Annotated in this window: 18 protein-coding genes; 8 read left to right on the top strand and 10 right to left on the bottom strand. The window is 73.3% G+C overall.

Features of this window, described 5'->3' with window-relative positions:
• The first annotated feature begins 515 nt into the window (after positions 1 to 515).
• On the top strand, positions 516 to 2,573 hold the full coding sequence (locus AB0O19_RS00510) for a glycosyl hydrolase family 18 protein (RefSeq protein WP_363616558.1): 2,058 nt from the start codon (positions 516 to 518) through the stop codon (positions 2,571 to 2,573).
• A gap of 153 nt (positions 2,574 to 2,726) precedes the next feature.
• Here the strand turns inward: AB0O19_RS00510 and AB0O19_RS00505 are convergent, their stop codons facing one another.
• The 6 genes from AB0O19_RS00505 to AB0O19_RS00480 form a co-directional block, all read right to left on the bottom strand.
• Positions 2,727 to 4,019 carry a multidrug effflux MFS transporter gene (locus AB0O19_RS00505; RefSeq protein WP_363616556.1) on the bottom strand — a complete coding sequence of 431 codons (1,293 nt, stop codon included), beginning with the start codon at positions 4,017 to 4,019 and terminating at the stop codon, positions 2,727 to 2,729.
• Positions 4,020 to 4,337: 318 nt separating this feature from the next.
• Positions 4,338 to 4,820, bottom strand: coding sequence for a hypothetical protein (locus AB0O19_RS00500; protein WP_363579474.1), 483 nt, complete (start codon positions 4,818 to 4,820; stop codon positions 4,338 to 4,340).
• 419 nt (positions 4,821 to 5,239) lie between these two features.
• Complete coding sequence (locus AB0O19_RS00495) at positions 5,240 to 6,130, bottom strand: alkaline phosphatase family protein (protein ID WP_363616554.1); 891 nt, start codon at positions 6,128 to 6,130, stop codon at positions 5,240 to 5,242.
• 127 nt (positions 6,131 to 6,257) lie between these two features.
• The gene (locus AB0O19_RS00490) at positions 6,258 to 7,076 is read right to left on the bottom strand and encodes an ATP-grasp domain-containing protein (RefSeq protein WP_363616552.1); all 819 of its coding nucleotides are present in this window, start codon (positions 7,074 to 7,076) and stop codon (positions 6,258 to 6,260) included.
• Between the two features lie 56 nt (positions 7,077 to 7,132).
• Positions 7,133 to 7,513 carry a hypothetical protein gene (locus tag AB0O19_RS00485; protein WP_363616550.1) on the bottom strand — a complete coding sequence of 127 codons (381 nt, stop codon included), beginning with the start codon at positions 7,511 to 7,513 and terminating at the stop codon, positions 7,133 to 7,135.
• Between the two features lie 63 nt (positions 7,514 to 7,576).
• A complete protein-coding gene (locus AB0O19_RS00480; protein WP_363616548.1) occupies positions 7,577 to 8,755 on the bottom strand; it encodes an acyl-CoA dehydrogenase family protein in 1,179 nt (392 codons plus the stop codon).
• A 117-nt stretch (positions 8,756 to 8,872) separates the two neighbouring features.
• On the opposite strand from AB0O19_RS00480, the gene AB0O19_RS00475 reads away from it, so the two are divergent.
• Positions 8,873 to 9,412: a GNAT family N-acetyltransferase gene (locus AB0O19_RS00475; RefSeq protein WP_363616546.1), complete on the top strand. Its 540-nt coding sequence runs from the start codon at positions 8,873 to 8,875 to the stop codon at positions 9,410 to 9,412.
• Positions 9,413 to 9,423: 11 nt separating this feature from the next.
• Here the strand turns inward: AB0O19_RS00475 and AB0O19_RS00470 are convergent, their stop codons facing one another.
• Both AB0O19_RS00470 and AB0O19_RS00465 read right to left on the bottom strand, forming a co-directional pair.
• Positions 9,424 to 9,735, bottom strand: a complete 312-nt coding sequence (locus AB0O19_RS00470) for an AzlD domain-containing protein (RefSeq protein WP_208869116.1) — start codon at positions 9,733 to 9,735, stop codon at positions 9,424 to 9,426.
• Positions 9,732 to 10,571 carry an AzlC family ABC transporter permease gene (locus tag AB0O19_RS00465; protein ID WP_363616544.1) on the bottom strand — a complete coding sequence of 280 codons (840 nt, stop codon included), beginning with the start codon at positions 10,569 to 10,571 and terminating at the stop codon, positions 9,732 to 9,734. The genes AB0O19_RS00470 and AB0O19_RS00465 overlap by 4 nt, the downstream gene beginning before the upstream one ends.
• Positions 10,572 to 10,735: 164 nt before the next feature.
• On the opposite strand from AB0O19_RS00465, the gene AB0O19_RS00460 reads away from it, so the two are divergent.
• Positions 10,736 to 11,317, top strand: a complete 582-nt coding sequence (locus AB0O19_RS00460) for a helix-turn-helix domain-containing protein (protein ID WP_363579666.1) — start codon at positions 10,736 to 10,738, stop codon at positions 11,315 to 11,317.
• A gap of 21 nt (positions 11,318 to 11,338) precedes the next feature.
• Here the strand turns inward: AB0O19_RS00460 and AB0O19_RS00455 are convergent, their stop codons facing one another.
• Positions 11,339 to 13,150 (bottom strand): cholesterol oxidase substrate-binding domain-containing protein, encoded by a 1,812-nt coding sequence (locus AB0O19_RS00455; protein ID WP_363616542.1) that lies wholly within the window; start codon positions 13,148 to 13,150, stop codon positions 11,339 to 11,341.
• Positions 13,151 to 13,637: 487 nt separating this feature from the next.
• On the opposite strand from AB0O19_RS00455, the gene AB0O19_RS00450 reads away from it, so the two are divergent.
• Complete coding sequence (locus AB0O19_RS00450; RefSeq protein WP_363616541.1) at positions 13,638 to 14,384, top strand: carbon-nitrogen hydrolase family protein; 747 nt, start codon at positions 13,638 to 13,640, stop codon at positions 14,382 to 14,384.
• Between the two features lie 221 nt (positions 14,385 to 14,605).
• A complete protein-coding gene (locus tag AB0O19_RS00445) occupies positions 14,606 to 16,012 on the top strand; it encodes a class II fumarate hydratase (RefSeq protein WP_363616539.1) in 1,407 nt (468 codons plus the stop codon).
• Between the two features lie 104 nt (positions 16,013 to 16,116).
• On the opposite strand, the gene AB0O19_RS00440 is transcribed toward AB0O19_RS00445, so the two are convergent.
• Entirely contained in the window at positions 16,117 to 16,587 is a 471-nt protein-coding gene (locus AB0O19_RS00440; protein WP_063349890.1) for an SPW repeat protein, read from the bottom strand.
• A gap of 186 nt (positions 16,588 to 16,773) precedes the next feature.
• On the opposite strand from AB0O19_RS00440, the gene AB0O19_RS00435 reads away from it, so the two are divergent.
• The 3 genes from AB0O19_RS00435 to AB0O19_RS00425 all read left to right on the top strand — a co-directional run bounded on the left by AB0O19_RS00435 (position 16,774) and on the right by AB0O19_RS00425 (position 20,720).
• Positions 16,774 to 17,346 (top strand): PadR family transcriptional regulator, encoded by a 573-nt coding sequence (locus tag AB0O19_RS00435; RefSeq protein WP_363616537.1) that lies wholly within the window; start codon positions 16,774 to 16,776, stop codon positions 17,344 to 17,346.
• A gap of 140 nt (positions 17,347 to 17,486) precedes the next feature.
• Complete coding sequence (locus tag AB0O19_RS00430; RefSeq protein WP_363616535.1) at positions 17,487 to 19,187, top strand: acyl-CoA dehydrogenase family protein; 1,701 nt, start codon at positions 17,487 to 17,489, stop codon at positions 19,185 to 19,187.
• A gap of 168 nt (positions 19,188 to 19,355) precedes the next feature.
• On the top strand, positions 19,356 to 20,720 hold the full coding sequence (locus AB0O19_RS00425; protein ID WP_363616533.1) for an alpha/beta family hydrolase: 1,365 nt from the start codon (positions 19,356 to 19,358) through the stop codon (positions 20,718 to 20,720).
• The last annotated feature ends 11 nt before the right edge of the window (positions 20,721 to 20,731 follow it).

Here is a 20,731-nt window from a genome sequence, read left to right as displayed (position 1 = left end):
GATCCGTCCTTCGGCGCATCCGCCCTTCGGCAGCGCGGCCGACCCGCCCCACCGGCCACCTCCGCCGCACCGCCCACCTCCACAGCCCCGGCCGCACCGCGCACACCCGGCCGATCGGACGGCCCTTCGGCCACGAGGGCGGTGTGTTGACGAACTGTTAGGTCTCTTGACAGACCAGTGGTCTAGTCCAACCATAAGCATGTCGATCCGACCGGGATGCACTGTGGGGGTGTGACCACCGGCGGCTGAGGCACTGCCCTGCCCTGTCCCGCACCACCCCCGCTCCGTACGGCGTGCGCACACGCGTACCCGCCACCCGCCTCCGCGCGAGTCGGTGGGCTTCCGCGCGCCCGCACATCCGGACACCCAGCAGTCCCGCACGTCAGCACACCCGCACGTCCGCACACCCACACGTCCGCACGTCCGGGCCCGCGCAGCCGACCCCACACGGCCGTCGCGCCCCGATCATGCGCGCATCCCCAACGTCCTGCCCCACCACGTATGTTGGAGAATCCATGCGTCTACGCAGAACCATCCAGGCGGCCCTGACAGCCTGTGCCACGCTGGCCGCCTCGGCCGGCCTGGTCGCCGCCGGGACGGGCTCCGCCCAGGCCGCGACCCCGCTCCCCAGCCGGGTCTTCGCCCCCTACTTCGAGTCCTGGACCGGGCAGAGCCCCGCCGCCCTGGCCGCCCAGTCCGGGGCCAAGCACCTGACGATGGCGTTCCTCCAGGCCGCCACCAAGGGCTCCTGCACCCCGTACTGGAACGGCGACACCTCCAAGCCGGTCTCCTCCTCGACCTTCGGCGCCGACATCGCCACCATCCGGGCCAACGGCGGGGACGTGATCCCCTCCTTCGGCGGCTACACCGCCGACAACACCGGCACCGAACTGGCCGACAGCTGCACCGACGTCAACCAGATCGCAGCAGCCTTCGAGAACCTCGTCACCACCTACGACGTCAGCCGGATCGACCTCGACATCGAGGACAACTCGCTGACCAACACGGCCGGAATCGACCGCCGCAACAAGGCGATCAAGATCGTGCAGGACTGGGCCGCCGCCAACGGGCGGAACGTCCAGTTCTCCTACACGCTGCCGACCACCACCACCGGGCTCGCCTCCAGCGGTCTCGCCGTGCTGAAGAACGCGGTCAGCAACAACGCCCGGATCGACGTCGTCAACATGATGACCTTCGACTACTACGACGGCGCCACCCACGACATGGCGGCCGACACCCAGACCTCCGCGCAGGGCCTCTACAACCAGCTCGCCAAGCTCTACCCGTCCAAGACCCCCGCCCAGCTGTGGGGTTCGATCGGGATCACCGAGATGCCCGGCATCGACGACTACGGCGCGGCCGAGACCTTCACCGTGGCCAACGCCACCACCGTCTACAACTGGGCGGTGTCGAAGGGCATCAACACGCTGTCCTTCTGGGCGCTCCAGCGCGACAACGGCGGTTGCCCGGGCAAGGCGGGGGACGACTCCTGCTCCGGCATCAGCCAGAACACCTGGGACTTCACCCACATCTTCGCGCCGTTCACCAGCGGCTCGACGGTGACCAACGACTTCTCCGTGGCCGTCAACCCCAACTCCGCGACGGTCACGGCCGGTTCGTCCACGTCGGCGGCCGTCGCCACGGCAGTGACGGCGGGCTCGGCGCAGAGCCTCAACCTGTCGGTCAGCGGCGCCCCGGCCGGCGTCACCGCCACCGTCACCCCCGGCAGCGTCACCGCCGGCACCGGCGCCACCCTCAACGTCACCACCACCTCGGCGGTGGCGCCCGGGAGTTACCAGCTGACGGTCACCGGCAGCGCGGCCTCCGGCAGTCACACCGGCGTCTTCACCCTGAACGTCACGGGCACCCAGCCCGGCAACGACTTCTCGGTCGCGGTGAACCCGAACTCCGGTACCGTGGCAGCTGGTTCGTCCACGTCGGCGGCCGTCGCCACGGCAGTGACGGCGGGCTCGGCGCAGAGCCTCAACCTGTCGGTCAGCGGCGCCCCGGCCGGCGTCACCGCCACCGTCACCCCCGGCAGCGTCACCGCCGGCACCGGCGCCACCCTCAACATCGCCACCACCTCGGCCACCACGGCGGGCAGCTATCCGCTCACCGTGACCGCCACCGGGCCGTCCGGCACCCACACCGCCACGTACGCGCTGACCGTCACCGGGACGACCCCGCCGCCGACCGGCCTGGTCAACGGCGGTCTGGAGACCGGCAGCCTCGCCCCGTGGACCTGCCAGAGCGGCGGCGCCGTGGTCTCCACCCCGGTCCACTCCGGCTCCTACGCGCTCCAGGCGGCGGCGACCGCCGGCCAGACCGGCGAGTGCTCGCAGACCGTCACGCTGAAGGCCAACACCAGCTACACGCTGAGTGGCTGGGTGCAGGGCAACTACGCGTACCTCGGCGTCAGCGGTGACGCCACCGCCAGCTCCTGGACCAACGCCTCCGGCTGGACCAAGCTGACCGTCCCCTTCACCACCGGCGCCTCCGGCACCGTCACCGTGTACCTGCACGGCTGGTACGGCCAGGGCAACGTCTTCGGCGACGACTTCTCGATCGCCTGAGCTGCGCCCGACGCGCGACGCCCGACGCCTGACGGCTGACGGCTGACGGCTGACGGCTGACAGGGAACGAATAACAGATAACAGCTGACAGATTTCATCATCTGTCAGCTGTTATCTGTTTTCTGCTTGTTGTTCGTCGCCGGCCGGCGGCCGTCAGCTCCCGGCCACCACCTCGACCTCCGCCGTTCTCATCCGCCCGGGCCGACACAGCGTCACGTACGCCGCCATCGCCAGCACCCCGCTCGCCAGGACGACCACCGCCAGCAGCACCGCCGACGGCCGGCCGCCGAGGCTGCTCAGCGGTGCGACCACCGCCCCGCACAGGAAGTTGCCGGTGCCGAGCAGCGCCGACGCCGTCCCGGCCGCCCGCGGCTCGACCAGGCTGAGCGCCTGCGCGGCCGTGTTAGGCAGGACCACACCCATGCTGCCCATCATCACGAACAACGGCGGGCAGAACCCGACCAGCCCGAAGTCCCAGACCGCCGTCAGCAGCACCAGCGCCACCCCGGCGACCACCGCCGTCGCCAGCCCGGCCAGCATCAGCCCCCGCGGGGCGAAGCGGCGCGCGAGCACCCGTCCGTTCAACTGCGTCATGACGACGATGGCCAGCGAGTTCGCCCCGAACAGCAGGCTGTAGGTCTGCGGCGAGACCTGGTACACGTGCTGAAGCACCGTGGACGACCCGCTGATGTAGCCGAACAGCGCACCGAAGGCGAAGGCGCTGGTCAGCGCCAGCCCGAGGAACGGCAGGTTGCGCAGCAACCGCCCCATCGTGCGCAGCGCCGCGCCCACCCCGCCGGTGCCCCGGTTCTGCGTCGGCAGGGTCTCGCGCAGCGCCCCGAAGGCGGCCAGGGTCAGGAGCAGCCCGAGCGCGGTCAGCGCGCCGAAGGTGCCGCGCCACGAGGTGAACCGCATCAGTTGCGCGCCGAGGATCGGGGCGAGGATCGGCGCCAGCCCGGATATCAGCGCGATGGAGGCCAGGAACCGCAGCATCGCGACGCCCTGAAAGCGGTCCCGGGCGACGGCCCGGCCGATGACCAGCCCGGCGGATCCGGCCGCGCCCTGGATGAAGCGGGCGATGATCAGCACCGTCAGGCTCGGCGCGATCACGCACACGACGCTGGCCAGGGTGTAGAGGACGAGCCCCGCGAGCAGCGGCGGCCGGCGGCCGTAGCGGTCGCTGAGCGGTCCGAAGAGCAACTGCCCGGCCGCGACCCCGAACATGGAGAAGGTGAGGGTGAGCTGGACGGCGGCCGGTTCGGCGACCAGGTCGTCGGCGATCTCGGGCAGCCCGGGCAGGTAGAGGTCGGTGGTGAGCGGGCCGAGCGCCACGAGACCGCCCAGGACGGCGATGGTGGCCCGGCCGGGGCGGGACTGGCCGGTGGTGGGGGCGGCGGAGGGAGCGGTCGACGTGTCGCCGGCAGGGCCGACGGTCGGGCCGGGCATGGGGCTCCTCACGGAACGGGGAACGGGACGGGACGGGAGCGGGACGGGTTTGTCCACGCTCCGTCCTATCGCAGCCCCGGCCGTTTCCGACAGCGGGGGCCCTCGCGCTGGTCCACCGTCGGCCACACCGACGGCACCCGCGCACGACGACGGCCCGCCCGCACCTGTCGGTGCCCGGCGGGCCGGTCGGAGCCTGACGGCGTACTCGGAGCCTCACGGCTTGCTCGGTGCGGGCACCCGGCGCGGTGCGCGGAACCCGGCTCAGCGCAGGGTGCCCGGCTCAGCGCAGGGTGCCCGGCTCAGCGCAGGGTGCCCGGCTCAGTGCTTGGTGGGCCGCTCCGCGCGCAGGGCCGCCTGCACCGCCGCGCCGTCCTGCCACGCGTAGAGCTGGTTGCCGGTGAGCGTCACGTTGTAGTGCCCGCAGGTGCCACTGGCCTTGGCCGCGACGCCCTCGGGGAACCAGCCTGCCTTGAGCGACAGCGGCACCGAGTGCGCGGACTTGCCGGGCAGGCCGGTGCTGCAGCCGACGGGCAGCCGACCTTCCGGGAGGGTGGCGCGCAGCAGGCGGTCGTCGCCGGTGGTGGACATCAGGTACTTCACCGAAGAGGCGTTGTCAGGCAGCCAGGTCGGCATCGAACGGCGCTCGGCCTTGGCCTGGCTGCCGGTGTCGTAGGTGGCCTGCTCCTGGTGGCGTCCGTCGTACCACTCGGACACCCTCGGGCCGATTGCCACGGCCGCCACGGCGACGGCCATGCCGGTGCCCGCGACTCCCAGTGCGACCTTGCTCACGATGCCCTTCATGCCCGTCTGTCCTCTCCGTCTCCGGTTCCGGTCCGGTCGGCGAGGTCTGCCGTCCGGGTGTATCCATCGTGGCCCTTGCCGTCCCTCCGGAGCGTCACCACGAGGTCGCGATCTTGTCTCCATCCCACGGGGTACCGTCTCCACCTTCAGAGGTATGTCCAGCGACCCGGTCTCGGGGTTACACGGCGGGGCGCCCAGGCTGGCACACCGTCTTCGAGTGCCGCCCGGGCCTCGATCGAGCGTCACTCAAGCCGGCCTCCGGCGCAGCCCGGCCTGCTGCACCCGGATGCATCAGCGCGCCCCTGAGGCGTCGTCGGTCCCGGGGTCGGCGACGGTGCCGGCCCCGGTCGGATCGCCGGTCGTTTCGCTGGTCGGATCGCTGGTCAGAGCACCGACCGGACCGCCGATCAGAGCACCGGTCAGATCGGCGCCGACACCGTCTCCGGCACCGGCCGGGCGACCGGGAAGGGCCGGCCGTCGAGGGTCCAGTGCGGGTCGATGGGGCGCAGCAGCGAGGCGTACACCTGGGCGGCGACGTCCGGGTGGCGGATCTCCCCGGTGGGCGGGCCGGCCGGGATGCCGTGCCCGGCGCAGGCGACCCAGGCCGTGCGCTCCTCGACGGTGCGACCGCCGTGGCCGCCGGCGTCGACGTGGCCGTGGTCGGTGACGACGATGACGGTCCACTGCTCGTCGGCGTGGTCGGCGCGACCGCGCACGGCGTCGAGCAGTCGGCCGAGCCGTTCGTCGGCGGTGCGCATGGCCGCCCGGTACTCGTCGCCGCAGCCGAGGAAGTGGGCGGTCTCGTCGACGGCGCCGAGGTAGACGAAGGAGGCCTCCGGGTCGGCGGTGCCCAGGACGTGGACGGCCTCGCGGGTGACCTCCTCGTCGACGGCCTCCCAGGCTTCGGGGGTGTCCTCGGCCGGGGCGATGTACGAGAGCCGGCCGGGGGCGCGGAACAGCGGGCCGCCGGACTCGTTGATCATCAGCGGGTCCCAGCCGGCCGCGACGAAGGTGCGGCGGCGGTCGCCGCGGGCGAGCCGGGTGGCGAAGTCGGGGAACACGTCGAGCCGGTTGCCGCCGAGGTGGTTGCCCCAGACGCCGTGCTTGGCGGGCTCGACGCCGGTGACGATGGTGGCCCAGCACGGCCCGGACATGGTGGGCGTGGTGTCCGCCACGGTCACCGGCACCAGGAACCCGGCCTCGGCGAGCTCCTGGAGGCGCGGCATCGGCACGTGCTCCAGGTAGTCGTGGCGGACGCCGTCGATCCCGACGACGAGCACCCGGGGGCGGGGCCACTGGGCAGCGGACATGGCGGGGGTTCCTTTCGGTCGTGCACACCCGGCCGCGCCCGCCGAGGGCGCCGCCGACCGCGCCATGCTCCAACGCGCGCCGCACCGTCCGGCATCCACCCGCCGAACGCGGGGTGTCCGCCGGGTGTCAGGCGGCCGTACGGACGAACCGGCGGTCGGCCCGGCCGAGTTGGGAGACCGGTCCGGCGGCGCGCAGCACGACGTCCAGGACGCGGTCCGGGTCGGCGGCGTAGCAGTGCGCGAACCACGGCAGGTTCGCCTCGACGACGGCCCAGTGCTCGACCGGGTCGTAGGGGTCCGCGATCGGGCCGACGTCCAGGGCGACGGCGCTGGGCAGGGTGTCGCCGACTGCCGCGAGCAGGCGCCGGGCGAAGGCGCCGGCCTCGGCGTTCAGCGGCGCCGGGTCGAGCCGGCCGAAGCGGGCGTAGCGGCTACCGGTGAGCACCTCGCCGTCGCGGACGAACAGCCGGTACTCGGCGGCGAAGGTCACCGGCTCGCTGACCAGGACGGGCGTGTCGGGGCCGATCCGGTCGCCGGTGCGCGGCAGGCGGGTGCCGTCCGGGTAGACCGCGGGCGGGAGCGACTTGTCGGCGGGTGGCTTGACGAACGCCGGGCGGCGCAGCGTCCACGCCTCGGCGAGGGTGGTGAGCTCGATCCGGCGCCGGGTGAACTCCTCGGGCAGGCGGGTGAGCCAGTCGTCGTCGGGTTCGAGCAGGGCGAGGCCGAGCGGTCCGGCGATCCGGGCCGCGGAGAGCGGGCCGCCGTACCAGTGGACGGGCCGCCCCGCGAGTCGCTCGACCGTGGCCGGGCCGTCCAGGACGGCGGTGTCGAGGCCGCGCCGGGCGGCGGCCTGGGTGAGCAGCGCGGTGGTGCTGGTCCGCTGGGCGGAGCTGAGCAGCACGTGGTCCGAGCGCACCTCGCGCGCCGTCGCTGCCGAGTGGGGCACGGTTGCGGGCGCCCCGCCCGGGCGCACCTCACCCGGGCCCGGCGCGGCGGGGCGCGTCACGGCTGGGGACGGAACTCGTGGACGACCTCGATGCGGCCGACGATGTTCCGGTTGAACTCCGACAACTCCTCGGCCGGGACCCAGAGTTCGAGGATCGTACGGCCGCCCGCCCGCTGCACCGGATAGCGGGCGAGGAAGGCGGTGTCGACCTCGAAACGGGTGACGTAGCCGACGCCGGAGGCGGGGACGTTCCAGTCACGGGCGATGCGGATCGCGTAGTCCTCGTTGAGGACGGGGTAGAAGATCGGCTGCTCGGGCAGCCGGGGCGGCCAGGCGCGCCGGCCGGACGCCTCGACCAGGGCCAGTTCCTCGGGGCCGGTGGGGCGCCAGAGGGTGGTGGTCGGGGCGGTGCCGGGCGCGGTGGGCTCGCTGTTCACAGTGGGCACGGTAGCCGGGCCGCGACGGTCCCGGCCACCGGAATTCCCGAGGTGGACGGCCCGTCAGTGGTAGGCGGACTCGCCGGTGATGGCCTCGCCCAGGATCAGGGTGTGGATCTCGCTGGTGCCCTCGTAGGTGAGCACCGACTCCAGGTTGTTGGCGTGCCGCAGCACCGGGTACTCGGTGGTGATGCCGTTGGCCCCGAGGACGGTCCGGGCGCTGCGGGCGATCTCCAGCGCCGTGCGGACGTTGTTGAGCTTGCCGAAGCTGACGTGCGGCGGGCGGGCCGCGCCCTCCTCCTTGAGCCGACCGATCCGCAGGGCGACCAGGTAGGCCTTCTCCACCTCCAGCATCATCTCGACGAGCTTGTGCTGGGTGAGCTGGAATCCGGCGATCGGGCGGCCGAACTGGATCCGGCTCTTCGCGTAGTCGAGGGCGGCGGTGTAACAGTCGCGGGCGGCGCCGACGGTGCCCCAGAGGATGCCGTAGCGGGCCTCGTTGAGGGAGGAGAGCGGTCCGCGCAGGCCGGTGACGCCCGGCAGGACGGCGTCGGCGGGCAGGACCACCTCGTCGAAGGCGAGTTCGCTCGTGACGGAGGCGCGCAGGGAGAGCTTGCCGTGCACGTCGGTGGCGGTCAGGCCGCGCGATCCGCGCTCGACCAGGAAGCCGCGCACGCCCTCCTCGGTCTGCGCCCAGACGACGGCGACGTCGGCGATGCTGCCGTTGGTGATCCACATCTTGCTGCCGGAGAGCACCCAGTCGCCGCCCTTGCGCACCGCGCGGGTCCGCATGTTCGCCGGGTCGGAGCCGAAGTCCGGCTCGGTGAGGGCGAAGCAGCCGATCAGCTCACCCGCGGCCATGCCGGGCAGCCAGCGCTGCTTCTGCTCCTCGGAACCGAAGGCGTGGATCGAGCGCATCGCGAGCGAGCCCTGCACCGAGACGAAGCTGCGCAGCCCGGAGTCGGCCGCCTCCAGCTCCATGCAGGCGACCCCGTACGCCACCGCGCCGGCGCCCGCGCAGCCGTAGCCGTCGAGGTGCATGCCGAGCACGCCGAGGGCGCCGAGTTCGGGGGCGAGTTCGCGGGCCGGGAAGACGCCGCGCTCGAACCAGTCACCGATGTGCGGGCGGATCCGCTCCTCGGTGAACCTCCGGACGGTGTCGCGGATCAGCCGCTCCTCGTCGGAGAGCAGGTCGCCGACGGCGAGCAGGTCGGACGGGTCGATCCGGGTCGGCTTCGTCATCGAAGCTCCTTGTAGTGTCTGCGGGATATCGACGGGATCCCGGTCTCGGCGCGGTACCGGCGAGTATGGCGCAACCGCCCGGACGGTGGGCGGGCGCGAGCGAGTGAGGAAGACGACATGGCGGGCGAGGCGTACGCGGTCGGTCAGGTGACGGCGGAGGAGTTGGACGGCGCGGCGGAGGAACTGGCCGGACTGCTGGTGGACACCGTCCACGGTGGCGGGTCGATCGGCTTCCTCGCGCCGCTGGGGCGGGCCGAGGCCGTGGCGTGGTGGCGGGCGCTCGCCCCGGAGGTCGCGGCGGAGCGGCTGCTGCTGTGGACGGTCCGGGCGGAGGCCGACGGGCGGCTCGCCGGGACGATCCAGCTGCGCCCGGCGGTGCCCGCGAACGGGCGGCACCGGGGCGAGGTCGCCAAGCTGATGGTGCACCCGGCGGACCGGGGGCAGCGGCTGGCCGGGCGGCTGCTGGCGGTGCTGGAGGAGCGGGCGGCCGAGCTGGGGCTTCGGCTGCTGGTGCTGGACACCGAGACGGGCAGCCCGGCCGAGCGGCTGTACGAGGCGGCCGGGTGGACGCGGGTCGGTTCGGTGCCGGACTACGCGACCGACCCCTCGGGGCGCGCGCACCCGACGACGATCTTCTTCAAGGCGCTGGGCGGCTGACGGACCGCCCTTCACCCCACCCCGCACAGCCGCAGCAGCGCCGTCGTCGCCGCGCCCGCGACCACCACCGCCGGAAACGGCGCCCGCCGCAGCGCGAGCACACCGGCGACCAGGACGCCCGCCGGGCGGGCCCAACCGGCGAAGCCCTGGCCCTGAGTGAGGGCGCCGGTGGCGACCAGGGCGACCAGCAGGACGGCCGCGGCGACGGCGAGCAGGTGCCGCACGCGCTCCGAGAGGGCGAGCCGGTGGCCGAGGAGCGGCCCGGCGAGGCGGAAGGCGTACGTCCCGACGGCCAGCAGCAGTACGGCGTACAACGGCATCATCGGGCTTCCTCCCGCTCGATCACCGGGACGCCCGGCTCCTCGACCGACGCCCCCTTCCGCGACTCCCGCGACTCCCGCGAGTTCCGCGAGTTCTGCGAGTTCTGCGGCTCCCGCACCTCACGACCCTCCCGCACCTCACGACCGTCGCGGCCCTCGCAACCCTCGCGCGTTCCGGGCCGCCCGGCGAACAACAGCCCGACGAGGGCGAGCAGGACGGGCAGCCCCGCCGGGACGAACGGCGTGGCCGCGACCGCGACGACGGCGCCTGCCACGGCGGCGGTACGGACGCGGCGGTCCGCGAGCGAGGGCAGCACGAGCGCGAGCAGCACGGCGGGGAAGGCCGCGTCGAGGCCCAGCGCGTCCGTGTCCCCGATCAGCCCGCCGGCCAGGGCCCCGAGGACCACCGAGACGTTCCACACCACGAACAACGCCAGTCCGCAGAGCCAGAAAGCGGCCCGTCGCCGTCGCCCGTCGTCCTGCCGCAGGACGAACGCGGCGGTCTCGTCGGTGATCAGCTGCGCGCCGAACACCCGCCGCCACCACGGGCCGTCGAGCACGTCGGCCACGGCGAAGCCGAAGGGCAGCAGCCGGGCGTTGAGCACCAGTCCGGTGGCGACGGCGGCGAGCGCACCGCCGCCGGACAGCACCACGCCCACCGCCGCGAACTGGGAGCCGCCCGCGAAGACGAGGACGGAGAGCGCGACCGGCACCCACAGGGGCAGGCCGCCGGAGGCGCTGATCGCGCCGAAGGAGGCGCCGACGAGCGCGTCGGCGAGGCAGACGAGAGCGATGTCCCGAAGGGTGGCACGCTCCAGTGTTCGGAGTATCGAACGCATGTCCACCAGCCTGAACCCATCGCCCGCCGTTCGTCAAGGCGAACGATTGGGCCGACAGGGCGAACGGCGGGCGGATGCGGACAGCCGCCCTCACGAGTGGCAGCATGAACGGCACCAGCCGCACGGGAGCCGGAGAAGGAGCCAGGAGAGCGTGAGTGGCAAGCATGAGTGACCGGACCACCCCGAGCGCGGGTTCCGGCGCGGACCTGATCGGCCTGATCTCCGTCTCCATCCGGCGCGAACGCGAACGCGGCGGGCTGTCGATGGCGGAGCTGGCCCGGCGCGCGGGCATCGCCAAGTCGACGCTCTCCCAGCTGGAGTCGGGCGCGGGCAACCCGAGCGTGGAGACGCTCTGGGCCCTCGCCGTCGCACTGAACGTGCCGTTCAGTCGCCTGGTCGACCCCCCGCGCCCGGCGGTCAAGGTGATCCGGGCCGGCGAGGGCCCGGTGACCCACTCCGAGCGCGCCGACTACGCGGCGACCGTGCTGTCCTCCTGCCCGCCGAACGCCCGGCGCGACATCTACCGGATCGAGGCGCAGCCGGGCGAGACCCGGGCCTCCGACCCGCACATGCCCGGCACCGTCGAGCACGTGCTGGTCGGCTCGGGCCGGGCGCTGGCCGGGCCGGCGGAGGCCCCGGTCGAGCTGGGCCCGGGCGACTACGTGAGCTACCCGGGCGACGCCCCGCACGTCTTCCGCGCGCTGGCGCCGGACACCCTCGCGGTGATCGTCATGGAACACATCTGACGATCCGTCGAATGCGCTCCGCTACTTCAACAACCCGTCCAGGAAGGGGTTCCCGAACACCCGGTGCGGGTCGTGCCGGTCCAGGACGGCGACCGCCTCATCCCAGCCCGGCCCGCCGCCGTCGCGCAGGCTCGCGGGGATGACCCGACCGATCAGGTCCGGGTCGGACCAGGCCGCGTCGGCGGTGTACGCCCAACCCTTGGACCACTCGACCCGCAGGCCCGCCCGGGTGCCGTCGAAGGTGCGCAGCAGCCACTGCTCCAGGTCGCGGGCGAAGCGTTCCAGCCCCGGGGTGCCGGGGAAGGCCAGGACGTCGAGCCAGACCGCGGTGTCCCACTCCGGGCGGTCCGCCCGAGGACGCAGCGCGGACAGCAGCGGCGGCCGCGCGCCGGGGACGCCGGAGGAGGTCGGGTCGTCCACGCCGGTGACCCGGATCTCCACCGCGCCGTTCACCGGGAACTCCCCCCGGGCCTGGTAGTCGGCGAGCAACTTCCGGTAGTAGGCGGCAAATTCGCTGACCACCCACTGGAGGTCGGCACGCTTGGCGAGGATCGCGTAGCCGTTGGCGGTGACCCGCAGGGTGGTGGGCCGGACGTACTGCAGCAGGCTGCGCGACGGGCCCCAGAGGTCGGAGCGCAGGCCGCCGGCGAGCAGGTGGGTGATCAGGTCGCCGCTGAGCAGGTCGCGGAGCAGCCTGCCGGAGAGGAGGACGTCCGTGAGGTCGCCGGTGAGCGCCACCTTGGCGATCAGGTACTGGAGTTGGCCGAACAGCGGGGCCGATCCCCAGGCGCCGGCGACGATCTGGCCGGCGAGCCGGGCGACCGGTTCCGGAATGCTGTCCGAGAAGGGGTAGTTGTAGGGCTGGTCGACGGGCAGGGCGCCCAGCGGTTTGGCCGGGGCGACGCTCCAGGTCTTCAGCCAGGGGTACTCGGTGTAGGCGAACCAGATCGCCTCGACCCGGCCGTCGCGCTCGACGAAGTCGGCGAGGGTGCGCGGGCCGCCACCGCCGAGCAGGCCACCCAGGAGCCCACCGCCGCCGCCTCCGGTGCCGGGGCGGGCGAACAGTTCGGTGGCCGGGATGTCGAGACGGCTGACGCAGCGCAGCGGCCGGTCCGCGCCGGCCCGCAGCACGACTTCGGTGAGGAAGGCGCGGCCCAGGTGCACGAGGAAGGCGGCGCTGTCGGCCTCGGCGCGCTCGAAGGTGCGCAGCGTGTAGCGGCCGGTGGCCGGGTCGAGGACGACGGCGGTGAGCCGGACGACCTGGTTGCTGACCGAGCCGTAGCCGTGCCCCTCCGGCCGGAGTTCGTGGGCGGCGGGTACGGCGGTGCCGTGGCCGCCGATGGCGAGCACCCCGCCGACGGTCAGTTCGCCGGGTGCCGGGCACGCGGTCAGGCCGAGGCCCCGGTCGGCCAGGTGGGCGAGCAGGTCCTCCATGGTGGCGCCGGTCTGGACCCGGACGGTGGTCGGCGAGTCGGCGGTCATCGCGGTGAGGTGGCGGCTGGTGTCCACGAGCAGGACGCGGGCGCTGTCCGGGGTCCCGTTGGCGACGGTGAGCGGCGCCCAGGTGTGCCGGTAGCCGGTGGCACGCAGGCGCCAGCCGTTGGCGTGCGCCCAGTCGGCGAGCGCCGGTACCTCCTCCGGTGTGCGGGGCGCGCAGGTCCACAGCTGGTCGGTGCGGATCTCGCCGGACCAGTTCTGGAAGACCCGCTGGTACAGCTCGGTGCCGGCGGGCAGGCCGGGCGGCACCGGGGTGGCCGCCTCGGCGCTGTCCGGGCCGATGGTGCCGCGCAGCAGCCAGGCCGCGCCGCCCAGGGCGGCCGAGGCGCCGAGCATCTGCCGCCTGGTGAGCCCGCCGCCCCTGGCGTTTCCACGGCCCTTCCCGTGGCCCGTCTCCGGAGCCGCGCCCGGGGCCGTCCTCGACTCCACCCCCGGGTCCGTCCCCCCGCGGTCTTCCGTGCCCCCGGCCATGCCCCGCCCTGTCGTCGTCATGAGTCCGCCCCCACTAGCCGGTCACCCGCACCGAGCGGCGGTGATGCCGCACGGCGATGATGCCGAGCAGCGGCGATCAGGGTGGGGCCGGTGTGAATCCGGCCCAGGCAGGAGCGTACGAAGTGGCGTACGGCAGTTTGAAGCACTCCACGCAGCTATTCATCCATTCGGGTGATCATGCCCCGGGCCAGTGGCCGCTCCAGGGACAACGCGGAGCGGTACGTGCGTCCGCCCCGGCCGCCTCCCTCCCGGCTGCCACGCGAAACCCTTGTCCACCGCCCGGACCTGCGCATACGTTGATCTTTTCCACCTCGCGCCCGGAGGCACCGCCATGCCCGCACCCCTGATCGCCGCCACCGCCACCGTCACCGTGGCCGTCGCCCAGCCCGCCTGCGCCGACGCCGGCCGCCCGGACACCGTGGCCGTGAACGTCGAACGGCACGCGCAGGCGGTACGGGAGGCCGCCGCGCGCCTGGTGGTGTTCCCCGAGCTGTCCCTGACCGGGTACGACCTGGCCGCGCCCGCGCTCGGCCCGGCCGATCCGCGCCTCGCCCCGCTGGTCGCCGCCTGCGCCGCGACCGGCACGACCGCCCTGGTCGGCGCGCCGGTCACCGAGCCCGGCGGGGGCGAGTCCATCGCCGCCCTGGCCGTCACCGGTGAAGGCGCCGTCGTCGCGTGCCGGAAGACGCGGCTGCACGGCGCCGAGCACGACCGGTTCACCCCCGGCGACGGACCCGCCGTCCTGGAACTGGACGGCCTGCGGTTCGGCCTCGCGATCTGCGCCGACGCCGCCGATCCCACGCACGCCGAGGAGACCGCCGCGCTCGGCATCGACGCCTACGTCGCCTCCACCCTGTACGGCGCGGGGCCCGCGCAGGCCGCCCGCCGCGACGGGCACCTCCGCGACCGCGCCGCCGCCCACGGGGTGTGGGCCGTGCTGGCCACTTCTGCCGGGGCGAGCGGCGAGCAGCCGCAGACCTCGGGCGGCTCCGGCTTCTGGGCGCCGGGCGGCGCCCTGGTCGCCCAGGCCGGCACCGCGCCGGGCGAACTCGTCCGCGCCGAGCTGCCCCGGCGGTAACGACGGGGGCGGCCCGGCGGACGCGACGGTGACCACGGACACGGCCCGGCGGACGCGGCCCGACCGTCACCGTGGACGCGGCCGGGCCGGAACGGCGAGCGTGGCCGGGCTGCGACAACCCGATGCGGCCGGGAGGAAATACCCGGGGCCCACGCGCGGCTGTGGTGATCGGAGACCGCTCGGGGCCGGACCACCGGCCCGTTCAGGAGGTGCAGCGCGTGATGGGTGACGAGCAGGAGAACCAGCGGGAGTACCGCGTCGAGCACGACTCGATGGGCGAGGTCCGGGTGCCGGCCGCCGCGAAGTGGCAGGCGCAGACGCAGCGGGCGGTGGAGAACTTCCCGGTGTCCGGCCAGCGGCTGGAGCGCGCGCACATCGCCGCGCTGGCCGGGATCAAGGCCGCAGCGGCCCGGGTGAACGCCCGCCTCGGCGTCCTGGACGAGGACACGGCGGCGGCGATCGCGGCGGCGGCCGAGGAGGTCGCCGAAGGGCGGTGGGACGACGAGTTCCCGGTGGACGTGTTCCAGACCGGTTCGGGCACCTCGTCCAACATGAACGCCAACGAGGTGATCGCCACCCTGGCCGCCGAGCGGCTGGGCCGCCCGGTCCACCCGAACGACCACGTGAACGCCAGCCAGTCGTCCAACGACGTCTTCCCGTCCTCGATCCACATCGCCGCCACCGCCGCCGTCACGCACGACCTGATCCCGGCGCTGGAGCACCTGGCGGAGGCGCTGGAGCGCAAGGCCGCCGAGTTCGCGCAGGTGGTCAAGTCGGGCCGGACGCACCTGATGGACGCCACGCCGGTCACCCTCGGCCAGGAGTTCGGCGGCTACGCCGCCCAGGTCCGGCACGGGCGGGAGCGGCTGCTGGCGACGCTCCCCCGGGTCGCCGAACTGCCCCTCGGCGGCACGGCGGTGGGCACCGGGATCAACACCCCGCCGGGCTTCCCGGCGGCGGTGATCGAGGAGGTCGCCCGCACCACCGGCCTGCCGCTCACCGAGGCGCGGGACCACTTCGAGGCGCAGGGCGCCCGCGACTCCCTGGTCGAGCTGAGCGGGCAGCTGCGCACGGTGGCCGTCGGATTCACGAAGATCGCGAACGACCTGCGGTGGATGGGCTCGGGCCCGCGCACCGGCCTCGGCGAGATCAACCTGCCGGACCTGCAACCCGGTTCGTCGATCATGCCGGGCAAGGTGAACCCGGTGCTCCCCGAGGTGGTGCTGATGGTCGCCGCCCAGGTGGTCGGCAACGACGCGACGGTCACCCTGGCCGGCGCGAGCGGCAACTTCGAGCTGAACGTGATGCTCCCGGTACTCGCCCGCAACGTGCTGGAGTCGGTGCGGCTGCTCGCCAACAGCGCCCGCCTGCTGGCGGACCGGACGGTGGACGGCATCACCGCCAACGTCGAACGGGCCCGGGAGTACGCGGAGTCCTCCCCCTCGGTGGTCACCCCGCTGAACCGCTACCTCGGGTACGAGGAGGCGGCGAAGGTCGCCAAGCGGGCGCTGGCCGAGCGGAAGACGATCCGACAGGTCGTGCTGGAGCACGGCTACGTGGAACAGGGCAAGCTCACCCGTGCGCAGCTCGACGAGGCCCTCGACGTCCTGCGGATGACCCGCCCGTGACGGCCACCGACCCTCCCGTGACGGCCGCGGCTCCCTGACGACGTGCGCCGGGGCGCGGAGGACGGTTCGGCCCTCCACGCCCCGGACGCGGGCTGTCAGTGACGTCAGCCCTTGGCGCGGCCGGCGCGGCCGAGCCGCATCGCTGCTCCGTTCGCCGTGATCGTGGCCATCGAGATCGCCGCGAGACCGAGCAGGAACATCACGGCACCGACGATGACGCAGGTGACGATGTTCCTGCCCTGCGCGGCCGATCCGGAGACGAGCCAGGGGGAGACGATCGTCCACGCGCCGAGCACGGTGGCCGCCCAGGCCCTCGCGTGGGTGCGCTCGTAGGCCGACCCGTATCCCGCCATCAGCACGCAGTAGGCCAGGCCGACGATCAGGCAGGTCACGGTCAGCGTGTTGAAGGCGGTGAAGCCGACGATCCATGGCGATGCCGCCAGGAAGAGGCCCGCCAGCACGGCCAGGGCCTCCGTGGCCTGGGCGCGCGGGGTCGAGGTGATCCGCTCGTAGTGCTCCCGTAGTTCGACGATGTCCGGGTGATGCTCCATGCCCATCGGAATCTGGGTAGACACCGATACCACCTCCTATGGTTCGGAACATGGAGGGCGCTTGCCCCGTACCCATTCTGGCGCTTCTCCGACGATTTGCGCCTTTTGGCCGTAAATGCTCGACAACCATCCGATCACGCCGGTGACCTGCGTCTCACCGCTCCGGGCCCCCATTGCCTATGCAATTCGTTGCATAGGAGGATGCCGGGCATGGCACTGGAGCACGCGATCCTCGTCTCACTGCTGGAGCAGCCGGGCTCGGGCTACGAACTGGCCCGGCGCTTCGACCGCTCCATCGGGCGCTTCTGGACCGCCACCCACCAGCAGATCTACAAGGTGCTGCGGCGGATGGAGGCCGACGGCTGGGTCGCCGCCGAAGAGGTCGCCCAGGACGGCCGGCCGGACAAGAAGGTCTACTCGGCGGCCGACGCCGGACGGGCCGTGCTCGCCGACTGGCTGCGCGAACCGGTCGAACCGGAGTCCGTCCGACACGAGCTCGCGGTCAAGATCCGCGCCGCCGCCTTCGACGACCCGGCCGCGCTGATCTCCGAGGTCGAACGGCACCGCGAGAGCCACGCCGCCCTGCTCGCCCGCTACCTGCACGGCGAGCAGCGCGACTTCCCCGACCTCACCGCGCTCGACACCCAGCAGGAGCTCCAGCACGTGGTGCTGCGCGGCGGCATCGAGTACGAGCGGATGACCCTCGCCTGGCTCGACGACGTGCTCGCCACCCTGCACCGCCTCGCCGCGGATGACGGGTCGCAGATGACGGGTGACAGATAACAGAATCTGAACGCTGAAATCTGAAATCTGTCAGTTGTCATCTGTTCGCTGTTCGCCGTCACCCGCCGGCCACCACCCGCCGCCCCTCACCCGCCACCCCTCACCCTCGACCCCTCACCCTCGACCCCCGGGAGCCCGTGATGCTCTTCAACCCGCGTACGTACGACCCCGCGCAGTTCGACGAGCCGACCCGCCGGCTGCTGCGCGCGACCGTGGACTGGTTCGAGTCCCGCGGCAAGAAGGCGCTGATCGACACCTACGTCGACCGCACCTGGTACGCCGACTTCCTCGAATTCGCCGCCAAGGAAGGCCTGTTCGCGGAGTTCCTGACCCCGTCCGCGGCCGACCCGGGCAAGCGCTGGGACACCTCCCGGATCGCCGAGCTGAACGAGATCCTCGGCTTCTACGGCCTCGGCTACTGGTACACCTGGCAGGTCACCATCCTCGGCCTCGGGCCGGTCTGGCAGAGCAAGAACGAGGCCGTCCGGGCCCGCGCCGCCAAGCTCCTGACAGAGGGTCACGTCATGGCGTTCGGCCTCTCCGAGCGCACCCACGGCGCCGACATCTACTCCACCGACATGATCCTCACCCCGGACGGTGAGGGCGGTTTCACCGCGACCGGCTCCAAGTACTACATCGGCAACGGCAACGTGGCCGGCCTGGTCTCGGTGTTCGGCCGCCGCTCCGACGTCGAGGGCCCCGAGGGCTACGTCTTCTTCGCCGCCGACAGCCGCCACGACGCGTACCACCTGGTCAAGAACGTGGTGAACGCCCAGATGTACGTCAGCGAGTTCCGGCTGGAGGGCTACCCGGTGCGCGCCGAGGATGTGCTGCACACCGGGCAGGCCGCCTTCGACGCCGCGCTGAACACCGTCAACGTCGGCAAGTTCAACCTCTGCACGGCCTCGGTCGGCATCTGCGAGCACGCGATGTACGAGGCCGTCACGCATGCCCACAACCGGGTGCTGTACGGCCGGAAGGTCACCGACTTCCCCCACGTGCGACGGGAGTTGACCGACGCGTACGCCCGTCTGGTGGCGATGAAGATGTTCAGCGCGCGGGCCGTGGACTACTTCCGCACCGCCTCCCCCGAGGACCGCCGCTACCTGTTGTTCAACCCGATGACCAAGATGAAGGTCACCACCGAGGGCGAGAAGGTCATCGACCTGATGTGGGACGTCATCGCCGCCAAGGGCTTCGAGGCGGACACCTACTTCGACAAGGCGGCGAAGGACATCCGCGGCCTGCCGAAGCTGGAGGGCACCGTCCACGTCAACCTGGCGCTGATCCTCAAGTTCATGGGCAACTACCTGTTCGCCCCGAGCGACTACGCTCCGGTGCCGACCCGGCTGGACGCCGCCGATGACGCCTTCCTGTTCCGCCAGGGCGCGGCCCGCGGCCTCGGCGCGATCCGTTTCCACGACTGGCGCACCGCGTACGACCGCCACACGCAGCTGCCGAACGTCGCCCGCTTCCGCGAACAGGCCGACGGCTTCTGCGAGCTGCTGCTCAGCCACGCGCCGAGCAAGGAGCAGCAGGCGGACCTGGACTTCCTGCTGGAGATCGGCCAGCTGTTCGCACTGATCGTCTACGGCCAGCTGGTGCTGGAGCAGGCGGAGCTGACCGGCCTGGACGAGGACGTCCTGGACCAGATCTTCGACGCGCTGGTCCGCGACTTCTCCGCGCACGCGACCGAGCTGCACGGCAAGGCCTCGACGACCCCGGAGCAGGCCGCCTGGGCGCTGGCGAACGTGCGCCGGCCGGTCGCCAACGCGGAGCGGGCCGCCGCCGTGTGGGCCCGGGTCGAGGAGCTGTCGGGCGCGTACGAGATGCGGCCGTAGCCGCCGCGCGGAACGTGGAACGACCCCGGGGGTGCGGACCGGGGGCACGGGCCTGAACCCCCGGTCCGCACCCCGGTCCGCACCTCCGGCCCACGCCCCCGGTGCCCCGTCTCCTCGGTGCCCCGCCCGGTGGCGCCCGGACGTACCGTGGAACACGGAGGGCGCGTCATGCACGGCACCGGGACCCACTTCACCGACCGGACCGACGCGGGCCGGCGGCTGGCCGCCCGCGTGGGCCACTTGGGCGGCGCCGACACCGTGGTGGTGGCGCTGCCCAGGGGCGGGGTTCCGGTGGCCGCCGAGGTGGCGGCCGCGCTCGGCGCGCCGCTGGACATCTGCGTGATCCGCAAGCTCGGCGTGCCCTACCAGCCCGAGCTGGGCATGGGGGCGATCGGCGAGGACGGCGTCCGGGTGCTGAACGAGCAGGTCATCCGGCTGGCCGGGGTCGGCGACGACCAGTTGGCCGCCGTGGAGCGGCGCGAGCGCACCGAGTTGGAGCGCCGGGCCCGCCGCTACCGGGGCGGCCGCCCGCCCACCGACCTGCGCGGCCGCACGGTGATCGTGGTGGACGACGGCGTCGCCACCGGCTCCACCGCCCGGGCCGCCTGCCGGATCGTCCGGGCCCGGGGCGCGGCCCGGGTGGTGCTCGCCGTCCCGGTGGCCCCGGCGGACTGGACGGAGCGCCTGTCCGAGGTCGCCGACGAGCTGGTCTGCGTCGGCACACCGTCGCCGTTCTTCGCGATCGGCGAGTTCTACGGGGACTTCGCGCAGACCGGCGACGAGGAGGTCCTGCGGCTGCTCGCCGAGGCCGCGGGCGGGCGGCGCGCGCCGGGGCCGGTGGACGTGGACCGCGAGCTGGTCCTGCGCGCCGCCGGTGTGCGCCTCGCCGGCCGGTTGACCGTCCCCGCCGCACCGAGCGGCATCGTGCTCTTCGCGCACGGCAGCGGCAGCGGCCGGCACAGCCCGCGCAACCGTCACGTCGCCCGGTACCTGAACCGCTCCGGGCTGGCCACGCTGCTGTTCGACCTGCTCACCGAGGCCGAGGAGCCGGACCGCCGCAAGGTGTTCGACGTCGGTCTGCTCGGTGACCGGCTGACCGCCGTCGCCGAGGAGCTGGGCCGGCTGGAGGAGACCCGCGGCCTGCCGCTCGGACTGTTCGGCGCCAGCACCGGCGCCGCGGCCGCACTGCACACCGCCGCCGCCCTGCACACCGCCACCGCGCTCGGGCCCGCCGTCGGCGCGGTGGTCTCCCGCGGCGGGCGCCCCGACCTCGCCGGTCCCGACGTCCTGGGCCGGGTGAGCGCCCCGACGCTGCTCGTGGTCGGCGGCCTGGACACCACCGTGATCGACCTGAACCGGCGGGCCCGGGCCCGGCTGCACTGCGTGAGCGAACTGGCGGTGGTGCCGGGTGCGGGCCATCTGTTCGAGGAGCCGGGCACGTTGGACCAGGTCGCCGAGCTCGCCGGGGCCTGGTTCCTGCGCCACCTCCCCCCGCTCGGGACCGCCCAGGACCCGGTGTCGCGGGCCCCGTGAACCGGTCCCGA

Source organism: Kitasatospora sp. NPDC091276 (genome assembly GCF_040684355.1).
In the GTDB taxonomy this organism is placed as follows: Bacteria; Actinomycetota; Actinomycetes; order Streptomycetales; family Streptomycetaceae; genus Kitasatospora.
This window is presented reverse-complemented; position numbering and strand designations above follow the sequence as displayed.